At 70.6% G+C, this 21514-nt stretch carries 20 protein-coding genes and 1 pseudogene; 17 read left to right on the forward strand and 4 right to left on the reverse strand.

The window, feature by feature from the left end; translation table 11 throughout:
* Positions 1–141: 141 nt before the first annotated feature.
* Positions 142–270: pseudogene (locus Aut01nite_RS44715) on the reverse strand (hypothetical protein); the annotation flags it as partial.
* Between the two features lie 59 nt (positions 271–329).
* Here Aut01nite_RS44715 and Aut01nite_RS44720 point away from each other — a divergent pair.
* The 10 genes from Aut01nite_RS44720 to Aut01nite_RS01345 all read left to right on the forward strand — a co-directional run bounded on the left by Aut01nite_RS44720 (position 330) and on the right by Aut01nite_RS01345 (position 11214).
* A complete protein-coding gene (locus tag Aut01nite_RS44720; protein WP_373871431.1) occupies positions 330–701 on the forward strand; it encodes a GTP-binding protein in 372 nt (123 codons plus the stop codon).
* Between the two features lie 56 nt (positions 702–757).
* Positions 758–2788 (forward strand): cellulose binding domain-containing protein, encoded by a 2031-nt coding sequence (locus Aut01nite_RS01305; RefSeq protein ID WP_373871429.1) that lies wholly within the window; start codon positions 758–760, stop codon positions 2786–2788.
* A gap of 164 nt (positions 2789–2952) precedes the next feature.
* Positions 2953–3717: a DUF4253 domain-containing protein gene (locus Aut01nite_RS01310; protein ID WP_052163675.1), complete on the forward strand. Its 765-nt coding sequence runs from the start codon at positions 2953–2955 to the stop codon at positions 3715–3717.
* A 358-nt stretch (positions 3718–4075) separates the two neighbouring features.
* Positions 4076–4750 carry a hypothetical protein gene (locus tag Aut01nite_RS01315; protein ID WP_236642685.1) on the forward strand — a complete coding sequence of 225 codons (675 nt, stop codon included), beginning with the start codon at positions 4076–4078 and terminating at the stop codon, positions 4748–4750.
* 17 nt (positions 4751–4767) lie between these two features.
* Complete coding sequence (locus Aut01nite_RS01320) at positions 4768–6111, forward strand: copper amine oxidase (RefSeq protein WP_063958766.1); 1344 nt, start codon at positions 4768–4770, stop codon at positions 6109–6111.
* 65 nt (positions 6112–6176) lie between these two features.
* Entirely contained in the window at positions 6177–6788 is a 612-nt protein-coding gene (locus tag Aut01nite_RS01325; RefSeq protein ID WP_052163674.1) for a DUF305 domain-containing protein, read from the forward strand.
* A gap of 51 nt (positions 6789–6839) precedes the next feature.
* Positions 6840–8315, forward strand: coding sequence for a serine/threonine-protein kinase (locus Aut01nite_RS01330; RefSeq protein WP_052163673.1), 1476 nt, complete (start codon positions 6840–6842; stop codon positions 8313–8315).
* A gap of 250 nt (positions 8316–8565) precedes the next feature.
* The gene (locus tag Aut01nite_RS01335) at positions 8566–8973 is read left to right on the forward strand and encodes a YciI family protein (protein WP_043524898.1); all 408 of its coding nucleotides are present in this window, start codon (positions 8566–8568) and stop codon (positions 8971–8973) included.
* 3 nt (positions 8974–8976) lie between these two features.
* A complete protein-coding gene (locus tag Aut01nite_RS01340) occupies positions 8977–10119 on the forward strand; it encodes an RNA polymerase sigma factor (RefSeq protein WP_043524896.1) in 1143 nt (380 codons plus the stop codon).
* A gap of 585 nt (positions 10120–10704) precedes the next feature.
* Entirely contained in the window at positions 10705–11214 is a 510-nt protein-coding gene (locus tag Aut01nite_RS01345) for a DUF4240 domain-containing protein (protein ID WP_161790631.1), read from the forward strand.
* Positions 11215–11624: 410 nt separating this feature from the next.
* On the opposite strand, the gene Aut01nite_RS01350 is transcribed toward Aut01nite_RS01345, so the two are convergent.
* Both Aut01nite_RS01350 and Aut01nite_RS01355 read right to left on the reverse strand, forming a co-directional pair.
* Positions 11625–12212: a TetR/AcrR family transcriptional regulator gene (locus Aut01nite_RS01350; RefSeq protein WP_043524894.1), complete on the reverse strand. Its 588-nt coding sequence runs from the start codon at positions 12210–12212 to the stop codon at positions 11625–11627.
* A complete protein-coding gene (locus tag Aut01nite_RS01355; protein WP_043524893.1) occupies positions 12205–13041 on the reverse strand; it encodes an alpha/beta fold hydrolase in 837 nt (278 codons plus the stop codon). The genes Aut01nite_RS01350 and Aut01nite_RS01355 overlap by 8 nt, the downstream gene beginning before the upstream one ends.
* 203 nt (positions 13042–13244) lie before the next feature.
* Here Aut01nite_RS01355 and Aut01nite_RS01360 point away from each other — a divergent pair, with 203 nt between their 5' ends.
* The 3 genes from Aut01nite_RS01360 to Aut01nite_RS01370 all read left to right on the forward strand — a co-directional run bounded on the left by Aut01nite_RS01360 (position 13245) and on the right by Aut01nite_RS01370 (position 15533).
* Positions 13245–13622: an STAS domain-containing protein gene (locus Aut01nite_RS01360; protein ID WP_161790630.1), complete on the forward strand. Its 378-nt coding sequence runs from the start codon at positions 13245–13247 to the stop codon at positions 13620–13622.
* Positions 13623–13666: 44 nt separating this feature from the next.
* Entirely contained in the window at positions 13667–14617 is a 951-nt protein-coding gene (locus tag Aut01nite_RS01365; protein ID WP_275409667.1) for an ATP-binding protein, read from the forward strand.
* Between the two features lie 472 nt (positions 14618–15089).
* Entirely contained in the window at positions 15090–15533 is a 444-nt protein-coding gene (locus Aut01nite_RS01370) for an acyl-CoA thioesterase (protein ID WP_043524890.1), read from the forward strand.
* A 55-nt stretch (positions 15534–15588) separates the two neighbouring features.
* On the opposite strand, the gene Aut01nite_RS01375 is transcribed toward Aut01nite_RS01370, so the two are convergent.
* A complete protein-coding gene (locus tag Aut01nite_RS01375) occupies positions 15589–16218 on the reverse strand; it encodes a TetR/AcrR family transcriptional regulator (RefSeq protein ID WP_043524889.1) in 630 nt (209 codons plus the stop codon).
* 213 nt (positions 16219–16431) lie between these two features.
* Here Aut01nite_RS01375 and Aut01nite_RS01380 point away from each other — a divergent pair, with 213 nt between their 5' ends.
* The 4 genes from Aut01nite_RS01380 to Aut01nite_RS01395 are packed head-to-tail and all read left to right on the forward strand — an operon-like array spanning position 16432 to position 21511.
* Entirely contained in the window at positions 16432–17646 is a 1215-nt protein-coding gene (locus Aut01nite_RS01380) for an oxygenase MpaB family protein (protein WP_043524888.1), read from the forward strand.
* The gene (locus tag Aut01nite_RS01385) at positions 17639–18811 is read left to right on the forward strand and encodes an oxygenase MpaB family protein (RefSeq protein ID WP_043524887.1); all 1173 of its coding nucleotides are present in this window, start codon (positions 17639–17641) and stop codon (positions 18809–18811) included. The genes Aut01nite_RS01380 and Aut01nite_RS01385 overlap by 8 nt, the downstream gene beginning before the upstream one ends.
* Entirely contained in the window at positions 18811–21042 is a 2232-nt protein-coding gene (locus Aut01nite_RS01390) for a molybdopterin cofactor-binding domain-containing protein (RefSeq protein WP_043524886.1), read from the forward strand. The genes Aut01nite_RS01385 and Aut01nite_RS01390 overlap by 1 nt, the downstream gene beginning before the upstream one ends.
* Positions 21035–21511 carry a (2Fe-2S)-binding protein gene (locus Aut01nite_RS01395; protein WP_043524885.1) on the forward strand — a complete coding sequence of 159 codons (477 nt, stop codon included), beginning with the start codon at positions 21035–21037 and terminating at the stop codon, positions 21509–21511. Before Aut01nite_RS01390 ends, Aut01nite_RS01395 begins: the two co-directional genes overlap by 8 nt.
* Positions 21512–21514 lie beyond the last annotated feature (3 nt).

Consider the following 21514-nt stretch of genomic DNA (forward strand, 5'->3'; position numbering starts at 1 on the left):
CCGGTCGGCCCGCTGCAAGCCGGTCGGCCCGCTGCAAGCCGGTCGGCCCGCTGCAAGCCGGTCGGCCCGCTGCAAGCCGGTCGGCCGGAACCCACATCGGCAAGCCTGCCCGTCCGGCGGTGGGCCCGCCGCTGCCATAGGTCATGCAGCGGCGGGCCATAGGACCCGCCAGGAGGCCTTCCGCACTCCCGGCAACTCGCCACGCAACGCCAGCTCGGGGAACCGGACCCGGGGCAGACCGAAACGGGTCAGTACGCCGCGCGGGCGGCCGTGGTTTCCGGACCCGGCGGCCGTTTCATCCGCAGCGTCTGCACGAGGATCTGGAGGAGCTGACCGAGGATGCGCTGCGCGGACGCGGGCAGCTGTGGATCACCAGCCAGCCGGACGAGGCGGTCGCGTTCGAGTTCGCCGGTGGCGGGGTGCGCCTCGGGCGCTGGCTGGCGGCGCTGCCGGCGGAGCGCTGGACCGAGACGAGTGACCAGCGGCGGCTCGCGGCCGACCTGGACCGGGATCCGTATCACGGGGACCGGCAGACCGTCCTGCTACTGATCGGCCTGCACCTGGATCACACGTCGACTCTCGTTGCTGCGGTCCCGCCTGCTGACCGACGCCGAGCTCGCCGACGGTTTCGCGTCGTGGGCGAGCCTGCCCGCTCCGTTCGCCGGTTGCTTCCGCTGAGCGACGCCATCATCGAACATTGACATCCATGTTTCCCTGAGATGAACATGGGAGCGCTCCCAACATTTCGGAGGCTTTCGTGCCCATCTCATCCCCATGGCGCACGGCCGCGAGCATCGTCCTGCTCGCGGCCGTCGTCACCGCCCCCACCGGCGCCCGCGCCGGCGCCGCGGAGAAAGACACCCGCGTCGACATCGACATCCGGGCCGGCCTGGCCGCCGTCGGTGACGTCGCCATCGGCGTCAACCACGCCATCTGGGACTCCCAGCTCGGCACCCCCGCGGTGTCCGGCCTGCTCAAGGACGCCGGCGTGACGATGGTCCGCTACCCCGGCGGCTCGTACGCCGACATCTACCACTGGCGCGACCACACCGCCCCCGGCGGTTACGTCGCCCCGAACACCGACTTCGACACGTTCATGGCCGGCGCGCGGGCCACCGGCGCCGAGCCGATGATCATCGCGAACTACGGCACCGGCACCGCGCAGGAGGCCGCCGACTGGGTGCGTTACGCCAACATCACCAAGGGGTACGACGCGACGTACTGGACGATCGGCAACGAGAACTACGGCAACGGCCACTACGGCTCGAACTGGGAGGCCGACGAGCACGCCGACAAGAGCCCGAAGGAGTACGCGGCCCACGTCGTCGCCTACTCCCAGGCGATGAAGGCCGTCGACCCGAGCATCAAGGTCGGCGCCGTGCTCACCATGCCCGGCAACTGGCCGGACGCCATCGTCGGCCCCGGCGACCAGGGCTCCTGGAACCAGGAGGTGCTCAGCCGCGCGGGCTCGGCCATCGACTTCGTCGACGTCCACTGGTACCCCGGCGGCGCCACGCCCGCCGAGGCCCTGACCAAACCCGCCCAGATCACCGACGCCGTCCACCTGCTGCGCCGGCAGATCGACCGGTACGCGGGCGCGAACGCCGCCCGGATCGGCATCAGCATGACCGAGACGAACGTCGACGTCGGCCGCAACACCCAGCCGGGCGCGCTGTATCTGGCCGACGTCTACAGCGGACTGCTCGCCCAGGGCGTCTTCACGGTGCACTGGTGGAACGTCCACAACGGCCTCGGCACCGTCTCCACCATCGCCGGGCAGACCGACTACGGCGACTACGGCCTGCTCTCCAGCGGCAACTGCAACGCCGACAACAGTGTGTGCCAGCCGCCGCTGAACACGCCGTTCGCCCCGTACCATGCCCTGTCTCTGATCGGCTCCTTCGCCCAGCCGGGGGACCGTTTCGTCGCCGCGGGGACGGACGATCCGCTGGTCAGCGCGCATGCGGTGCGCAAGGCCGACGGTGACGTCGCGGTTCTGCTGATCAACAAGGACCCTGATGCGGCCCACACGGTCTCCCTGGCCCATCACGGCTACACCCCTTCCGCGGGTACGCCCACGGTCGCGACCTTCACCAACGGCGCCGACGCGGTGACGACCGCCCGGACCGGCAGCGGCACCGAGCAGACCCTCGCCCCGTACTCGATCACCCTCGTCACCCTCGACACCGCCGCCACCGCCGCAGCCCCGCCGGCCCCGGCCCAGCCGTCCGCGACCGTGACCGACCGCACCGCGACGATCTCCTGGCCGTCCGCCGGCGCGAACCTGAAATACGAGGTCTACCGCCAGAACGGGGGCGCCGCCGAACTCCTCGGCGAGACCACCGGCACGTCCCTGACCGCCCGCAACCTGGACCCCGGCCGCCGCTACACGATCAACGTGGTGGCCCGGGACGGCGCCGGCCGGATCTCCCCGCCGTCCCCGCCGCTGACCTTCACCACCGCCACCCCCGGCGGTTCGTCCTGCACGGTCGAGTTCCGCAACACCAACGACTGGGGCAACGGCTACGTCGGCCAGATCGACATCACCAACAACGGCCCCGCCGTCAGCGGCTGGACGCTGGCCTTCACCTGGCCCACCGGCTGGCAGAGCCTGAACAGCGGCTGGAACGCCACCTGGACCGAGTCCGCCCGCACCGTCCGCGTGACGAGCGACACCGCTCTGGCTTCCGGCGCCACCACCGGCGCCGGTTTCGTCGGCTCCTACAGCGGCCCCAACGTCCCGCCGTCCGTCTTCACCCTCAACGGCACCGTCTGCACGAGCGTCTGACCGGTTTTCCGGTGGGTGGATCGCCCCGATCCACCCACCGGTGCACCAGGCCCACGAGCGGTCGATCATGGAGGGTAGGTTCGGATCCGGAACCGGCTCGAGGCCGTCCACGATGCGACAGGGGGCATGCCGGTGGTGGCGTCGATCGACGAGGGCCGGGCCTGATGGCCGGGTCACTGGCCGGCCTGTCCTGGGCCGGCGAAGCGGTGACCCCGGGCGGGGTACGCCTGCTCAGCGCCGACGTGCCCCCGGACCGGGCGGACGAGATCTGGCGCGAGCTGCTCGAACAGCACCCGGCAACCGGCCTGTACCCGGTCCTCGGGCCGGACGCCGCCTACGCCGCCGAACTGGCCGGCCGCTATCCCACTGACGTGCAGGGCCCGGCCGCGCTGGCCGAGGCCCTGACCGTCGACCCGGCTGCCCGGTTCGAGCAGCTGCGCCGGGCCGCGATCGCCGAAGGTGCGTCCGACGGCTATGAGGGCGCCGCCGCCTGCTGGGAGGCCACGTACGACCCGGCCCGCCTCGCGGCCAGGCTCGACGGCCTCACCGGTCCCGGCCCCGGCGTCTATCGGATCAGCCGGAACTATCCGCCCACGTCGGTCCTGCTGGTGCCGGCCACCGCCGGGTACGAGGTGCCGGTCCTGGTGCCCGCCCTGATCCGCGCGAACAACACCGACCTGCGCCCGGTGGACCACCTGGCGGTGCTGCGGCACTGGCATCAGCGGTACGGCGCGGAGCTGTACCACCCGGCCGGCTCCACTCTGGAACTCGACGTCGCCCGGCCGCCGGTCACCACCGAGGACGTGGCCCGCTGCGCTGTCGAACAGGCGGTCTACTGCTTCGACCTGATCCTCCAGATCCTCGGCGAGCCGGAGGACATCGCCCGCAAGCAGGCGCGCGGCACCCACTGGTCGTTCTGGTGGGACTGACGGAGCCGCTCCTCCCGCGTACACCCTCCGCCCCCGCCCAGGGTCTACCGTACGGCGGAAGTCTCTGTTTCTCTTTTCTCTGCCATGTGGCACGAATAGGGGAGAAAGGATTCGACGCTTCACATCCAGCGTCGACGAAATGAAATTTTTGTTTCCGGCTCGGCATCGACAGGCATGACAGCCAGCGGATTCATCGGAGCGCTCGACGAAATATCGATGGCCACCACTTTCGGCTTCACAGGAATCTCACCTCCTTTCCGTAGGGTCCCCGGACGGGCCGGCAACCTACAGAGAAAGGCGGAACGTGACTCAATACCGAAAATGGGGCTGGGGCCTCGGCGTCGCGACGATTTCAGCGGTGACAGCCTTCGGGGTCGCCTCGTGGCAGGCGCACGCCGCACCGTCCACACCGACCCCGACGGTCACCGCGGAACAGGCGCGGGTGACCGATCCCAAACCGGTTCCCGAGGCCGCCGCCGGCAGCGGGAACGACGCGCTGACCAGCGGTGAGGTGCAGAAGGCCCGGACCATCGCGCTGACCCCGCAGCTCGCCGCGAATGCCGAGGACGTGACCGGCAAGGCGGGTCCGGAGTACCTGTCGGCCGAGATCGACGCGGAGGCGGGCGGTCGGCAGGCCGAGCTGTACTACTACGACTACAAGTCGGAGAAGCTGGTCAAGCAGGTCGTCGACCTGGGCGCCGGCAAGCTGGTCGGCTCCTTCTCCGCGGCGGGAATGCAGCCGCCGGCGTCCGAGCAGGAGGCCCGTACCGCTCTCGATCTCCTGCTCGCCGACCCGGCCGGAAACGGGCTCAAGGAGGCTTATCGCGCCGCCACCGGCAAACAGCTGAACGGCGCCGAAGGACTGGTTCCCACCGCCCACATCTACACGGCCAAACCGGCCGACAAGGGCGCCGGCCAGTGCGGAAAGAACCGTTGCGTGCAGCTCATCGTGGCGACCGACGACGGGCAGTTCCTCAGCGTCAGCGAGTTCATCATCGACCTCTCCGGGCGCACGGTCGCCCGCCTCAAGTGAGCGAGGATTCCGGCAGCATGACGAACCGAAAGATCGCCGGCACCCTCGCGCTGCTGACGGCGGCGGCGCTGGGCGCCTCCGTTCCGTCGGCGGCCCGGGCGGCCGCACCGGCCCCGTGCAGCGGCTCGTCGACGGTGAAGGAGACGCTGCCGAACGGGACGACGTGGCAGCTCTGCTGGCGCATCCACGACAAGGCCGGGCTGGTGCTCACCCAGGTCTACGTCTCGACCAAGCGCAACCCGCAGCCGGTGCAGGTGCTGGACTCGATCCGCCTCGCCCAGCTGCACGTGCCGTACGACACCGGTGACATGGAGTTCGACGACCTCACCGACATCGGCATGGGCGGTTACGCCCTGGAGACGCTGGACGGCGACGACTGCAAGGGCGGCTCGGCACGTCTCGGCTCCGACGGTTCCGCGGAGCCGGCCCAGCGCAAGGTGCTCTGCGTCAGCGCCGAGCCGGCCGGTCTGGCCTACCGGGCCCGCGAGGAGAGCTGGGGCGAGAACGGGCCGGAGGCCGGCACGCTGTACTCCCGGCAGGGTCACGACCTGGTGCTGCGGACGATCAGCAAGCTGTCCTGGTACGAGTACGTCACCGAGTTCCGGCTGCGTGACGACGGCCAGATCTCGGCCCGTCTCGGCGCGACCGGCGACCTGGCTCCCGGCAGCGAGGCGGACGCCGCCCGGGGCTGGCCGATCGGCAAGGGTGACGCGTTCAAGGCGACGATGCACTACCACAACGCGTTCTGGCGGGTGGACTTCAACATCGCCGGGAAGGGCGGCGAGAAGGTCCAGCAGTACGACACCGCCCTCGACGGCCGTGGCGAAATGGCCGCCAAGCTGAAGACCACCAGAACCGACATCGCCACCGAGGGCACCTTCACCAAGGTGGATCAGCGCTGGTGGCGGCTGGCGAGCCAGGCGAGCAAGAACACCGACGGCCACCAGCGGTCGTACGAACTGGTCACCGGCGGCAACGACCGTTATCAGGGGCACCCGGAGACCAAGCCGGACGTCACGTTCACCGAGAAGAACGCCTGCGAGAAGTACGCCAGCGGCAACGCCTCCGACCCGGAGTGCCCGCCGAACAGCCGTACCGTTCTCGACTTCGTCAAGGACAAGCAGAAACTCACCGACCCGGTGATGTGGGTACGGGTGGGTTTCCACCACGTGCCGCGCGACGAGGACCAGAGCCCGATGCCGATGCACTGGCAGGGCTTCGACCTGGTGCCCCGTGACTTCACCGCGATGAACCCGCTGACGCCGGACGGCCGTATCGGGCAGAACGGCAACCCCGAGCCCGCGCCGGAGCCGGAGCCGTCAGGGGTCCAGCCGTCCAACCCGCAGCCTTCGCAGGGCTGAGTGATCGCCGGCACGGTCCTCCCCGGAGGGCCGTGCCGGCCCCTGCCTCCGGAGGGAGTCCCCTGATGATCCGCCGATTCGCCGCCCTGCTCAGCGTGGCGCTCGCCGGCATGGCGGTGTTCCTGCTGCGTGACACCGGCGGACCCGCGCGGCTGCCCGCAGCCTCCGCCGCCCCCGTCGCCGCGCCCGCCGGGACGCCGAGCGGCGCGGACGAGCACTACGCGCGGATGATGGTGACGCACCACGAGCAGGCGGTCCGGATGAGCCGAACCCTGCTGGCGAAGGGCGACGTGCCGGAACGGATCCGCCTGATCGCCGAGTTCATCGAGCACGACCAGCAGCGCGAGATCGACCAGACCGACGCCTGGCTGGCCGCCTGGGACCGGCCGCCGGCCGGCTCGGCGGCGCCCACCACCGGGCCGGACGCGGCCGCCCACGGCATGCTCACCGCCGCTCAGCTGGCGGAACTGGACCGTGCGGACCCGGCGGCGGCGCCCACGATCTTCCTGCGGCTGATGATCGAGCACCATCGCGGGGCCATCACCATGTCCCGGGCGGTCCTCGACCTGCCGGACGGCAACGCCTACATCCGTGGCATGGCCCGACACGTCATCAACGAGCAGACCGCCGAGAACGACGCCATGACCGCCATGCTCGGGACCGTACCGGCGACGTGACGTTGCCCGGCGGCCCGTTTCCCCGCCGTGGCGACTGGGCATCGCCAGGCCGTGCTGAATCGCGGAGACCTGCTCGACGGACGCTTCCACCTGCGGGAACGCCTGGGCGCCGGCGGCATGTCGGTGGTGTGGCGGGCACGTGACGAGGTGCTCGGCCGCGACGTCGCCGTCAAGGTCATGTCGGCCGGGCACGACACGGCGCTGATGGCACGGATCCGCGACGAGGCCCGGGCGATCGCCCGGCTGCGGCATCCCGGCATCGTGGAGGTGTACGACTACGGCGAGGCGCCGGGCCCGCTGCCCTACGTGGTGATGGAGGTCGTCGAAGGACGGACGCTCGAGGACCTGCTCGCCGGCGGGGCGCTGCCGTGGCGCCTGGCCGTGCTGATCGGCGCGCAGGTGGCGGCGGCGCTGGCGGCCGCCCATGACCGGGGCGTGGTGCACCGGGACGTGAAGCCGGCCAACGTGGTCGTCGCCGGCGACAGGGTGAAACTGGTCGACTTCGGCATCGCAGCCGTCTCGGGTGACGATGACCGCCCCGCCGGCCTGCTGCTCGGGACTCCGGCCTACCTGGCGCCGGAACGCTGGAAGGGCGGGGTGGTACGCCCGGCGGCCGACGTGTACGCGTGGGGACTGCTGCTGTATCGAGCCCTGGCCGGGCGGCTTCCCTGGGAGGCGCCGGCCACCACGCGAATGCTGAACGCACACCGCTATCAGGAGCCGTCTCCGCTGCCACCGATCGCCGGGCTGCCCGCGGAGGTGGCGGATCTGTGCCGGCGATGCCTGGCCGAGAGTCCCGCCGAACGACCGACCGCCGCGGAGGCGGCATCGGTGCTGGCCGGGGTGGCGGCGCCGTCCGGTGGAACCGACGCCGGGGTCGCGCGGCGGGTGACCGGTCCGGTCCGGCGCCGGATCACGCCGACCCGGGTGATCATCGAGGGGGCCGTCGTCGCCGGGCGGCTCCGGTCACCGCGGCCACGGCGGCGCGACCGGGCCGGGACGGGTGCCGCCGGGATACTGGTGGCCGGGGCCTTCCTGGCGGCGATGGGTCCCGGGGCGCTCGGCGGCCTGCGGGCACAGGCCGGGCCACCCGTCACCCCGTCGGCGCCGCCGGTCGTGACGGCACCGACCGGCCCAGGGTGCACGGTGGGATACGTCGTCCGGGCCGGGGCCGGACACTTCACCACCGAGGTCGGCGTCACCAACACCGGGACCGCTCCGGTCACGGACGTGCCGTTCACCTTCGTCCTGCCGGGCGAGGCTTCAACTTCAGGTTCCCTGAGCGATTCTTCGCTGGGCGAGGCTTCGCTGGGCGAGGGAGCGCCGGGAACGTGGCGGCAGGACGGCCGGACGGTCACCACACGGGTGACGGTCGCGCCGGGCGGCCGGCACACCGCGACGATCAGCGGCACCTACCAGGGCGGCAACGCCACGCCGAGAGACTTCCGCCTGAACGGAACGACATGCCGGGTGACCCTGTCCGTCGCGGCAGCCACACCCCCGCGGACATCCTCCGCCCCACGCTGACACGGCCATCGTCCCCGGCTCGCGCTCTCCACGGACGCCTTCAGCGCCGCCCGGTCAGCCGGCGCAGGAAGCTGAGCTCGTACGTCAGGGTGGTCCGCACCGCCGAAAGGCACATCCCGTTCCGCTCGAACGGCATGTCGCCGAAGAAAGTCGGAAACCGGGCGCCGGATCGTGTCGAGAAGCCGGGTGGGGCTCCGACCCAGGGATGCACACGGCGAGAATGGCCGTACCGCATCGAGGGAGAACGACGATGGCCAAGTACCTGATGCTGAAGCACTACCGGGGCGCTCCGGCGGCCGTGAACGACGTGCCGATGGAGAAGTGGACGCCCGAGGAGATCGACGCGCACATCCAGTACATGCGGGACTTCGCGGACCGTCTGGTGAAGACCGGGGAGTTCGTCGGGGAGACCGCTCTCGCGCCGGAGGGGACCTGGGTGCGATACGACGGGGACGGCCGTCCGCCGGTGACCGACGGGCCGTTCGCGGAGACGAAGGACCTGATCGCCGGGTTCATGGTGATCGACGTCGACTCGCACGAGCGGGCTCTCGAACTGGCCGCCGAACTCTCCGCCGCTCCGGGTGCGGGTGGCCGGCCGATCCACGAATGGCTCGAACTGCGCCCGGTGTTCGGGACACCGCTGACGGTCACGGAATAGCACGTGGACGAGGTTCTCCTGCGGACCCTCACGCCCAGGGTGATCGGCATCCTCGTCCGTCGCGGAGCAGGCTTCGCGGCGGCCGAGGACGCCGTACAGGACGCCCTGGTCGAGGCGGTCCGGGTGTGGCCGCGGGATCCGCCGCGGGATCCGTCGGGCTGGCTGGTCGCGGTGGCGTGGCGCCGGTTCCTCGACGCGGTACGGGCCGACACGTCACGGCGGCGGCGCGAGGACCTGGTGGACGCCGAACCGGAGCCGGGCCCGGCCGCGTCCACCGACGACACGCTGCGGCTCTACTTCCTGTGCGCGCATCCGTCGCTCGCTCCGGCGTCGGCGGTCGCGCTCACGCTGCGGGCCGTCGGTGGGCTGACCACCAGGCAGATCGCGCAGGCCTACCTGGTGCCGGAGGCGACGATGGCGCAGCGGATCAGCCGGGCCAAGCGGACCGTCGCCGACGTGCGGTTCGACCAGCCCGGCGACGTGGCGACCGTGCTGCGCGTGCTCTACCTGGTGTTCAACGAGGGCTACTCCGGCGACGTCGATCTCGCGGCCGAGGCCATCCGGCTCACCCGGCAACTGGCCGCCGCGTTCCGGCACGAGGAGGTGGACGGCCTGCTCGCGCTGATGCTGCTGCACCACGCCCGCCGTCCGGCGCGCATCCGCCCGGACGGCAGCCTGGTCCCGCTCGCCGAGCAGGACCGCGGCCGCTGGGACACCCGGATGATCGCCGAGGGGGTCGGCGTCCTGCAGGCCGCGCTCGCCCGGGACCGGCTGGGCGAGTTCCAGGCGCAGGCGGCGATCGCCGCCCTGCACGCCGACGCGCGAACCGCCGGCGAGACCGACTGGGTCCAGATCGTCGAGTGGTACGACGAGCTGATCCGTCTCACCGGCAGCCCGGTCGCCCGCTTGAACCGTGCCGTCGCGGTCGGCGAGGCGGACGGCCCGCGCGCCGGCCTGGCCGCCCTGGAGGCCCTCGACCCGACACTCCCCCGCTACTCGGCGGTCGCCGCCTACCTGCACGAACGCGAGGGCGACACGGCCACCGCCGCCCGCCTCTACGCCGACGCCGCCCGCTGCGCCACCAGCCTGCCGGAACGCGACCACCTGACCCGCCAGGCCGCCCGCCTCAACAACCCACCCTCCTGACCACGAATCAGAAGGTCAGGGTTCGAATCTCTCGGAGCGCGCTTCCGCCGCACCGGGAGCCCCATACCTGGGCGGAACGCGATAGGGCTCCAGGGCGGGGGGCGACCCAGTCGACCAGTTGAAGCCTTGGTAGGGAACGGCCGAGTTCTCGTCGGTGGGTAGCGATCAGAGAATGCGCCACCTGGTCACTTCATCCCGTCCCTGGCGCGGGCCTGCAATGCGATGGTGGACCTCGGCCGGCTTGCTCTGGCGAGCCGAAGACCCCGCCGGTTGGACGGAATGAGGGGCCCCGCCCGTTCGTCATAGGAGCTCAGCCGTACGGCCGACGGGCAGGGACTGGTCGGACTCGCCGTACCCACTTTCGGGAGTCGGTGGTGGCCGCTCCTATCGGTGACGATTTCGGCCGTGCTGCCGTATCATCCGCCCGTGCTGGTTCGCGTAACGCCTCTCCTCGCTGTGCTTCTCTTCCTATCCGCTTGCGTGCGCGATACGGATGAGGCGAGGAACCCCGCTACCGTCGCGGAGCAAACTGCTGCCGGTCCGACCCGGCCTCCTCTCGCCATGACGCCGGGGAACGTGAAGACCGTGGGCGAGTCGACGTTCTGGCCGGCTGTCGAGGCTGCACGGGCACGCGCCGGAGGTGACCCGGATGCGATGGCGGAAGTTCTGGAAGCTGAATTCGCCGAAGCTGACGACGAGACGCTACGTGCCTTTCAGCGCGAGCTCGTCGACGCCAGCCGTCGGCTGTACACCTGGCGGCACTGGACTGCCGCTGAAATGATGTGCGGGTACGTTTCCGACGATGTGTTCACGGACTGGCGGTCCTGGGTCATCACGCTGGGCCGGGAGACGTTCACCCGTGTGGCCGAAGACCCCGACGACCTTGCCGATGTCGCGGATCTGTCGGCGGGTTGTGAGGGGGGAGCCGAAATCTTCGGCGCCACCGTCAGCGGAATCTTCTTCGAGCGTCACGGCTACGCGGACGAGACCTTCCCCATCCTTGAGCCGATCGAGTCGCCCACGGGAGAGCGGGTGACCGACCGCCGAGCCATCCGCCGGAGCATGCCGGATCTTACTGAGCGCCTCCGCGGATAAGGGCTCGGACGTCCTCCGCGCACATCCTTTCGATTGCCATCCCTTGGACTCGGAATCGATCGATCATCCATTGTGCATATGACCTCGACGGCCGTGGTTCACTCGTCGCCCGCACGATTCGCGAACCAGTCGAATCGATGGCGTAGGTGCCGTTCTGACCGGGTGTGGATTCGTATGAAGGAATCTGCTCGAGCCTCAGTCGCCGGGCTCGATCTCCGGGGCGCCCTCTGATGCGAACGCATCGGATTCTTGCAGGGTGATGGTGACCGGCACCCACGGTCCACCCGCGGCTGTGTTCAGTGCACTTCGAGATCCCCTTGCCCGAGCGGCCGGCGCCGCGCGAGACCGAGCGGCATTCCGCACCGCCGCCGCCACCCGGGGAAAGCCGCGACATGGCACGTGCAGCGCTGTCAGGGGGCGGTGCGTGAGTCGGGCTGGTTCCCGGCGAGGCCGTGGTCGATGAAGTCGAGCATCCAGGTGAAGCTGTCGTCGATGTCGGTGGCGATCCGGAAGCTGCCGGCCGCCTCCAGGGTCGCGAATCCGTGCAGCATGCTGCGCAGCATCCGCAGGGCATGGATGTCCTGACCCCGGTCCAGGCGGTACCCGTGGAGCATGGCCGTCCAGGAGGCGAGTACCCGCTGGACGGCCGGGAGCAGCGGGTCGTCGGGCCCGGTCACGACGGCGGCGTTGCCTGCCGCGTACCGGCCGGGGTGTGCCAGCACCCACCGGCGCATCGCGTGGGCGCCGGAGACGAGGGCCTCCCTGCCGGCGCGCCCCTGGATGGCGTCGCGGATGGCGTCCGCGAACTCGTTCAGGGCGAGGACGGCGATCCGGTGGGCGAGGTCGGCCTGACTGGTGACGTGCTTGTAGAGCGAGGGCGTGCGGACACCGAGCCGTTCGGCGAGCAGACCCATGCTGAGCGCGCCGAAGCCGACCTCGTCGGCCAGGGCGGCGCCGGCGGCGGTGACCGTGGCCTGGTCGAGTCCGGCCCTAGGCACGGGTCAGAGTCCTGGCGAGGAAGGGCAGCGACAGGGCGACGACCTGGTCCGGGGTCTGGGCGTGCGGGTAGTGGCCGGCGCCGTCGATCATCGCCAGCTGCCCGAGCCCGGCGGGCAGGTCGGCGATGATCTTCTCGCCTTCGGCGCGGGGGTCGGCCCAGTCGGGGTCGAGGCTGCCTTGAATGATCAGGACCGGGCACGTGACGTTGGGTAGTTGCGCTCCGGCGTCGGCCGGGTTGGTCCTGCACATGGCCTGAAGAGCCTTCATGCGACCGGGCTCGCTCATGGTGGTCTCGATCCGCGCGAGTTCGCCGGCCCAGTCGGCGGGCTTGGTCGGGTAGGCCAGGTCGAGGTACTTCTTCCAGCTCGACAGGCTGCCCAGGGCCATCGTCATGCCGAGTCGGGTGAATCCCGCACGGTAGCGTTTCGCGCGGATCAGCTCGCCCAGCGAGATGGCCTGTCCACGGGTGAACGGCGCCAGCTCGATGACCCCACTGATCAGCTCCGGCGCCGTGGCGGCGGCGATCGTCGCGGCGCCGCCACTGATCGACTGCCCCATGAGGACGGCCGGGCCGCCCAGGTGACGGACGAGCGCGATCAGGTCACCGGCGATGTCGGTACGGCTGTAGCCGTCCCATCCGGGGCTGGAGTCCCCGCAGCCCCGGATGTCCATGGCGGCGACCCGGTAGCCGGCGGCGATCAGGGCCGGGGCGACGAAGCGGTAGGAGTGGCGGCTGTCGCCCATGCCGTGCGCGAGCACCACCAGCGGCCCTTCGCCGGTCACGTCGTAGGCGATCTCGTTGCCGGCGATGCTCAGGTACTCGGCCATGGGGCCCTCCAGGGATTGGCTAACTGCGTTGCCCAAAAAGCTAATCTCATTAGCCAGCGGTGTCAAGTCCTTCCCCCTCGGACCGCCACTCAGCGTCTCGTTCCGGGACTCTTTCGAGGGCGGCGTTGCGGTGCGCGGGATAGCGGTGGACGCTGAGACCGAACGGAAGTGGGAAGCCGATCGCCGATTCGCCGATGGGTGTGATGGCTGTGGACCGCCACGTCGAGGTGATGACCGGCTGTGAACTGATGTGGTCGGCTGACGAGATCGCTCTGTCCGGTGAGATCGATGCGAGTAACGCGGCGCTGATCGGAGCGCGGATCCACGCTCTGCTGGGCGCGCCGGTCGTGACGGTGAACTGCGCCGCCGTCACCTTCCTGGACGTCGCCGGGCTGCGGATGCTCGTGCGGACGGGTGTGGCGGCGGCCGCGGCCGACACGATCGTGCGACTGCGATGCTCCCCCGCGGTACTGCTGACGTTTCAGTTGTGCGAATCGAGGAATCCTCTGGGCATGGTGCTGCAGGGCGACGACCCGGTAGTGGACGGTCACGACGGCGACGGGCCGGAGACCCCGGAGTGACCGGGGCGGTCAATCATCGCGACCGGGGCCGGTTCCGGCACGGGGTGCTCCTCGTGGACGACGACGACACGATCGAGCGGCGGCTCGTGCCCGCGCTGCGCCGCGACATCACCGCCGGGCAAGCGGTGCTGATGGTGGTCGGCGCCGCGACCGCGGAAATCGTTCGCGACCGGCTGGGCCCGGACGCCGACGCCCTGCAATGGGCGCCGGCTGACGGCTTCTACCAGCGACTCGGATTCACCTACCGCACCTTCGACCACTACCTGCGCCGGCAGCACGCCCGGCGACAGCCGATCCATGTCGTCGCCGAACCCGACCTCATCAGCGACGCACGGGCGCCGGTGGACCGTACCGCCGCGTATCTGAACTACGAGGCGATGACCAACCACCGGTACGCCGGCTACGGCAGCCCGATCACCTGCATCTGGCATCGCCGGCACCATCGCGCATCCATCATCGACGACGTCCGCAGCGTCCACAGCCACGAACTGACCGCCGGCGGCGGATACGACAACCCCGGGTACGTCACGCCCGGCGCCTACCTGACCGCGCACGCGCAGACCCGCCTGTCCCCGGCCCCACCGATCACCGACCTCAGCCTCACCCTCGCCGATCTCGCCGAACTGGCCGGCTGCCGCGCCGTCGTCGCCGACTGGGCCGCACGGCACCACTTCGTTCCCGCCGCCGTCCGGCAGGTCGTCCTGGCGACCAGCGAAGTCGTCACCAACGGCCTGCACCACGGCCACCCACCGGTACGGGTGAACGGCTGGCACCAGGACGACACCCTGATCGTGCACATCGAGGACCACGGCGGGCGGCCCATCGCCGCCGACGCCGGCTACCGGCCCCCGGCCGCCCCCACCGGGCCCGCGGGCCTCTGGACCGCCCGGCAACTCGCCGACGTCCTGCTCACCCACACCCACGGCGGCCGGACCACCGTGCGGATGTACTTCCCACACGCGGTGACCCACCACACCCTCGACATTCCCCCATGAGCACCGCGGCACCCCGATCACCCCGGCATGACGGGCCGCGTCCGGACCCGTCGAGCATTCGCACCGGACCGTCCGGCCGGGACGCGGAGCGTGCCGCCGCCACTCAGTCGCCGGCTTCGCCGACCGCCCTGGCCGGGGGTCGAACCGGGGATCAGGATCAGCGTGGCCGGGCCGCGGTCGTACGACCGGTAGACGGGTGGCCGAAAGGCGGATGAGGGCGAGCGGAACTCGTGGGCATCGATGAGAATGACGCGATGATCGATTTCTCGCTCCAGGTGCAGCCGCTCGACGCCGCGGAATGGGTCGACACTGCACGCCGAGCCGAGGCCACGTCGCCAGGCTTTGGAGTCACCGGGCCCCCTGCTCCCTCGGCGGACCCAGCTCCGACCATCCGGGTTGCCGCCTGCCCCGTGCACCGCATCGCTCGGAAGAACCCCGTTTCCACAGGTGACACTCGTGGTGAGGAGAAGTCTTGACGGCACAGAACGAAACCGGGCCCGTCTACTCGTTCGTCCCTCGCTTCCACGAGATCGATGGCCAAGGCGTCATGTTCAACATGTGGTACCTCAGCCATGTCGACGAGGCTGTCGACGTGTTCTTCATGGACCGGGGGCTCCCGTACGCGCAATGGCACGATCGGGGATTCGACGTGCATGTCGTGCACATCGACCTGGACTTCGCCGCAGGCGTCAGGCGCCACGAGCGAATCGAGGTCCTGGTCAGCACGTCCCGGATCGGTGGAAAGAGCTTCACGCTGGACTTCGCCTTCCGCCGGGACGGCGAGACCGTCTGCACCGGCGGCGTCGTCTACGCCACGGTCTCCACCCTCGGACACGGCACCATCGCGCTGCCCGCCCCGCTGGTGAAGGCGCTCGGTGCGGAGCACTCACTCCGAGACGGGCATCAGCGCGCCTGAATTCCAGCGGTACGAGAGCCTCCGGAACACCTCAAGCCGGCGACCCATCGATCACTCAGCCGACTGACAGCATCGGCACCAGGTAGCGGCGGGCGACGGCGCGCAGCGCCTCCGGGTCGTCGAGGTCGACGACCCGGCTGGGGATGGCCAGGAACGACGCGGAGAGCCGCACCCACAGCTCGGCCACCAGGTCCACGTCGACGTGCTCGGAGATGTGGCCGGAGCGCTGCTCGGCGCGCAACTGCCCGGCGACGAACCGCTGCACGGTGGACAGTGTCCGCCCGCCGTCGGTGATCATCGAGGGGACCAGCAGGTCGGGCTCGGCGGTCATCAGACCGCCGATCAGTTCGTTGTCGCGGAACGCCTGCATCGAGGCGGCGAAGCCGAGCACCACCCGGTCCGCGGCGGTGCGGGCCTGCCTGATCTCGACGCTGAACCGCTCGAAATAGCGCCGGAACTCGCGCCGGACCACGTGCTCGACCAGCACGTCCTTGGTGGCGAACCGGCGGTACGCGGTGATCCGGGAGACGCCGGCGCGGCGGGCCACGTCCTCCATGGTGGAACGGCGGATGCCCAGCCGGCAGAACTGGTCGTGGGCGGCGTCGAGGAGCCGGACGGCGACCTCGTCCTCGACCGGCGCCGGCGTGAGCGCTTCCGCGAGGGCCCTCTGCAGCATCGACTCCATGAGCACCCTCCCGCGACCACACTCATCAGCGATTCTCGATTTCCGGCTTGTGAATTCCGGTTAACTTGTGCTGTCCTTGCTGATACATCGAAGCACTTCGTGTTTCACCGTACCAGGCACGGGGACCAATCCCGAGGCGTGTGGACTTCGGACGGCACACGCACCCGAAGTCGACACGCTCATCACGGGCCTTCACGGCACAGGAGGCGAAGCGTGGAACCACTGAGCAGGCGGAACATCTTGAAAGCCGGCACCATCGGCGCTCTCGGCGCGGCGGTTCCGGCACGAACGTGGACCTGGTCGCCCCAGGGGTCGGTGGCGGGGCAGGGCGTGGGCGCGGATCCCCGGTGGGTGTGGGATCCGGAGGCCGACGCGCTGGTCGCCGACCTCATCGAGCGCGGCGACGTCCCGCAGGTCAACGCGTTGCTGCGGACCTGGAAGAAGAACGGGCAGGCGCTGCCCGACGGCCTGCCGGCCGACCTGCGCGACTTCATGGAGTACGCCCGGCGTCTCCCGTCCTGGGCCGACCAGGAGCAACTCGCCACCGCGGTGCGGTTCAACGAGAAGCGCGGGCTCTACCTCGGCGTCCTCTACGGGCTCGCCAGCGGCATGATGAGCACCGTCATCCCGAAGGAGGCGCTCGCCGTCTACTACTCCCAGGGTGGTGCGGACATGAAGGACCGCATCTCCAAGACCGCCAAGCTGGGGTACGACATCGGCAGCGTCAACGCCTACCAGCCGGACGGCGAGATGATCGTGACGGCGGTGAAGACCCGTCTCGTCCACGCGGCGGTGCGGCATCTGCTGCCCCAGTCGCCGCACTGGACGCCGGTCGCCGAGGAGGACATCCCGATCAGCCAGGCCGACATCATGGTCACCTGGCACAGTCTGCCGACCACCGTCATGCGCAAGCTCACCGACTGGAAGGTGCCGATCCCGGCGGACGAGTCGCAGGCGTTCCTGCACTCGTGGCAGGTCGGCGCGCACCTGCTCGGCGTGAAGGACGAGTACATCCCGAACTCGTGGGCGCAGGCGAACTCCCAGGCCGAGCAGGTCCTCGACCCGGTCCTGCGGGCCACTCCGGAGGGCGTCAAGCTGGCCGACATCCTGCTGCACCTGGGTGCGGCGATCGACGCGGGGATCCTCACCAAGCCGATTCTCGGGGCGTTCACCCGGTTCATGCTCGGGGACGAGATCGCCGGCTGGCTGCGGATCCCGCGCGAGCCGGTGTGGGACCCGCTGCTGCGGACGGCGTGGGGACCCTTCGTGGCCGTACGCGAAGGATTGTTGCCCTTCCCGCTGGCGCCGAAGGCGTATTGGCTGTTCGACGAGTTCCTGCGCAAGTTCGCGCTGCTGTACCTCTCGCAGGCCCGGCCGATCAGTATCGAGATCCCGGTCACGAACCGCCCGGAGACCAGTCATGGCTGAGCTGAGCAGGCGCAAGATGCTGATGACCGGCGGGGCCGCCCTCGGGACGCTCGGCGCGCTGGGGATCAGCGCCCCGGCGCAGGCCCGGGCGGCGCAGCCGTGGAGCACCCAGTGGGACGACGAGGCCGACCCGGTGTCGGCGGAACTGCTGGACACCGGGGCGGTGCCGGCGGTCAACAAGCTGCTGTGGAACTGGACCCGCAACGACCAGCCGCTGCCCGCCGGGCTGCCCGGCTACCTGCACGACTTCATCGAGAAGGCCCGGCGGCTGCCGTCCTGGGCGGACACCGCCAAGCTGGAACGGGCCGCGCAGTTCAACAAGTCCCGCGGGCTGTACCTGAACCTGCTCAACGGGGTCGGCGGCGGCATGTTGAGCACCGCGATCCCGAAGGAGGCGTGGTCGGTCTACTACTCCAAGGGCGGCGCCGACATGGAGGACCGGGTCGCCAAGACCAGCCTCCTCGGGTTCTCGGTGGGGTCGCTGAACGCGTACCGGCCGGACGGCGACTGTGTCGTGCAGGCGGTGAAGACCCGCCTCGTGCACGCCGCGGTGCGGCACCTGCTGAAGCAGTCGCCGCACTGGCGGTGGGGTGTGCCGATCAGCCAGGAGGACATCCTGGTCACCTGGCACACGCTGCCCACGTACGCGATGCGCAAGCTCCGCGAGTGGAACGTGCCGATCACCGCCGCCGACTCGCAGGCCTACCTGCACGTGTGGCAGGTGACCGCGCACCTGCTCGGGGTTCGCGACGAGTACATCCCGGCGACCTGGGCGGCCGCGAACACCCAGTCCGATCAGGTGCTGCCGCCGAACATGGGGCCGACCCGGGAGGGTGTCGAGCTCACCGACATCCTGCTGAGCCAGCTCGCCGAGCAGACCAGCCCGCTCAGCGTCAGCCGGCCGCTGTGCAACGCCCTGGCCCGCTACCTGGTCGGTGACCAGGTCGCCGACTGGGACGGCATCAGACGGGAGCCGATCTGGGAGCCGCTGGTCGCGGTGGCGTGGCCGGCCCTGGTGAGGTTCCGGGAGAAGCTGATCCCGCTGCCGCTGGTGCCGGAGACCGCGTGGCTGCTGGACGAGGCCGTCCGGCAGTACATCCTCCTGTTCCTGACGAAGGCCCGGGAGACGAAGATCGAGATCCCGACGACGAACCGGCCGGAGTGATGGCGACATCCCGGCGGGCGTTCCTGGGTTACGTGCTGGCGGCCCCCGTCCTGGTGGCCGCCGCCACCCCCACCGGCGCGGAGGCCGCCGCCGACCTGCTCGACCTCAACGACATCATGACGGCGGCGGCCCTGCCCACATCCGGGTTGATCTCGGTCGAGATCAACCCGGACGGTACGGTGTCGTTCGCGCTGCCCCGGGCCGAGGTCGGGCAGGGCATCACCACCTCGTCGGCCATGCTGATCGCCGAGGAACTGTCGGTGCCGGTGGACCGGGTGCGGGTGACCCTCGCCGACGCCCGCCCGGAGCTGCTGTTCAACCAGCTGACCGGCGCCTCGAACACCACCATCGCCACGTTCACCCCGATCCGGGTCGCCGCCGCCGTGGCCCGGATCCGGCTGCTGGCCGCCGCCGCGGAGAAGCTCGGCACCACCGACCTGCGGCTGCGCGACGGCATGGTCCTCGACCGGGACGGCGGCCGCCGGATCGGCATCGGTGAGCTGGCCACGGCAGCGGCCAGCCCGAGGACCCTGGCGGTGGGTGTGGAGCTCGCCCCGCGGGAGAGTTTCACCGTCATCGGCAGGCCGCACAACCGGATCGACGGGCCGGCCGCGGTCACCGGGCGCAAGAAGTTCGCGATGGACCTGGACGTACCCGGCGCCAAGCCGACGATGGTGTGCCGGGCGCCGACCATCAACGGCAGACCCGGCCCGGTGGGGAACCTCGCCGAGGTCCTCGCCATGCCCGGCGTCACCGACGTGGTGCCGATCTCCACCGGGGTGGCGGTCCGGGCGGACACCTTCGGGCAGTGCATCGACGCGGTACGGGCGCTGAAGGTCACCTGGCGGCCCGGCCCGGTCGACGGCAAGAGCGACGAGACGGTGCTCAAGGAGCTGGCCGCCGCCGAACTGCCGCTCGGGCCGCGGCCGCTCACGCCCGTGGTGGAAGGCAGGTTCACCTTCCACTTCCGCAGCAACAGCGCCCTGGAGACCAACTGCGCGATCGCGGACGTACAGCCCGGCAGCGCCGAGATCTGGTCGGCGCTGAAGTCGCCGATCGTGGCCAAGCAGACCATCGCCGCCCGCCTCGGGCTGCCGTCGTCGAAGGTGACCGTGCACGTCACCGAGGGCGGCGGGTCGTTCGGCCGGAAACTGTTCTTCGACGCCGCTCTGGAGGCCGCCGAGGTGTCCCAGCGGATCGGCAAGCCGGTCAAGCTGATGTGGCACCGGGCCGACGACTCCCGGCAGGGGCGCACCCATCCGATGGCCACGTCCCGGGTGCGGATCGCCTACGCCGGGAACACGGTGCTCGGTTTCGAGCAGCGGCACACCAGCGTCACCACCGATCTCGGGCACGGGCTGGGTGAGCTGCTCACCGCGATGGCCGCGAAACTGCCCATCGGGGACGCCGCGTTCGCGCAGACGTTCTTCCAGTTCAGCCACACGTCGCCGTACCGGTTCGGGGTGCACAGCCGGCTGCTGAGCGAGACCGGGAAAGGGTTCAACACCGGCAGCATGCGCAACGTCTACTCCCCCGACACCACGTGCGCGCGGGAGCTGATGATCGACCAGCTGGCGGCGCGGATGGGGAGGGAGCCGTACCGGTTCCGGCGCGAGTTCCTGCGTGACGAGCGCTCGAGGGCCGTACTGGAGAAGGTCGCCGGGGAGGGCGGATGGGGACGCGCGATGCCCGCCGGAACCGCGCAGGGCATCGCGTTCCACTCCGAGTACAAGGCGGTCAGCGCCTGCCTCGTCGAGATCGACTGCCGGCCGGAGACCGTCGGCCGGCCGATCCGGGACGGGGTCGGCGGGCCGCGCGTCACCAAGGTGGTCTTCGTCGTGGACGTCGGGCTCGCCGTCAACCCGCGCGGCCTGGAGGCGCAGATGATGGGCTGCGTCATGGACGGCATCGCTCTGGCCCTGACCTCCAGCCTGCACCTGCGCGACGGGCATTTCCTGGAGGCGAGCTGGGACGACTACTTCTACACCCGGCAGTGGAACACCCCGCCGGACCTGCGGATCATCGTGATGCCCGGCGACTCCGACCAGCCCGGCGGCGCCGGGGAGCTCGGAGTGTCGGCGGCGATGGCTGCGGTGGCCTGCGCCTACGCCCGGGCGACCGGCACGATGCCGACGGTCTTCCCGATCAACCACGGCACTCTGTCGTTCACCCCGAAACCGACGATCCCCCCGATTCCCGCCTCCCCGACCGACGGAGCCGACCGTGCCTGAGCACACCTTCCGGGTCAACGGTGAACAGGTCACCGTCACCATCGCCGCCGAGGTGCGGCTGCTGTGGGTGCTGCGCGACATCCTCGGCATCACCGGGCCGAAGTACGGCTGCGGCATCAGCGTCTGCAAAGCCTGCACCAGCCACCTCAACGGGCGGGCCGTCACCCCGTGCACCGTTCCGGTCGGGGATCTGCAGCCGTCCGACGAGGTCGTCACCATCGAGGGTCTGCCCGCGACGGTCGGCCGCGACCTGCATCCGATGCAGCAGGCGTGGCTCGATCATGACGTGGCACAGTGCGGGTACTGCCAGCCGGGGCAGATCATGGCCGCGGTGGCGCTGGTCCGCGAGGCCGCCGCCGAGGGCCGGGAGATCACCGACGCCGACCTGGACGGGCTGCGCAACATCTGCCGGTGCGGCACGTACTCACGGATCCGCGAGGCGATCCGGGCGGCCGCCGACCGGATGTGAGGG

Source organism: Actinoplanes utahensis, from assembly GCF_016862455.1.
Classification (GTDB): Bacteria; Actinomycetota; Actinomycetes; order Mycobacteriales; family Micromonosporaceae; genus Actinoplanes; species Actinoplanes utahensis.

Excerpts from the sequence above, each read along its gene's own strand:
- Aut01nite_RS01320 (WP_063958766.1), top strand. The coding sequence starts at position 4,768 with ATGACGAACCGAAAGATCGCCGGCACCCTCGCGCTGCTGACGGCGGCG.
- Aut01nite_RS01390 (WP_043524886.1), top strand. The coding sequence starts at position 18,811 with ATGGCGACATCCCGGCGGGCGTTCCTGGGTTACGTGCTGGCGGCCCCC.
- Aut01nite_RS01355 (WP_043524893.1), bottom strand. The coding sequence starts at position 13,041 with ATGGCCGAGTACCTGAGCATCGCCGGCAACGAGATCGCCTACGACGTG.
- Aut01nite_RS01335 (WP_043524898.1), top strand. The coding sequence starts at position 8,566 with ATGGCCAAGTACCTGATGCTGAAGCACTACCGGGGCGCTCCGGCGGCC.
- Aut01nite_RS01310 (WP_052163675.1), top strand. The coding sequence starts at position 2,953 with ATGGCCGGGTCACTGGCCGGCCTGTCCTGGGCCGGCGAAGCGGTGACC.
- Aut01nite_RS01325 (WP_052163674.1), top strand. The coding sequence starts at position 6,177 with ATGATCCGCCGATTCGCCGCCCTGCTCAGCGTGGCGCTCGCCGGCATG.
- Aut01nite_RS01385 (WP_043524887.1), top strand. The coding sequence starts at position 17,639 with ATGGCTGAGCTGAGCAGGCGCAAGATGCTGATGACCGGCGGGGCCGCC.
- Aut01nite_RS01360 (WP_161790630.1), top strand. The coding sequence starts at position 13,245 with ATGGCTGTGGACCGCCACGTCGAGGTGATGACCGGCTGTGAACTGATG.
- Aut01nite_RS01375 (WP_043524889.1), bottom strand. The coding sequence starts at position 16,218 with ATGGAGTCGATGCTGCAGAGGGCCCTCGCGGAAGCGCTCACGCCGGCG.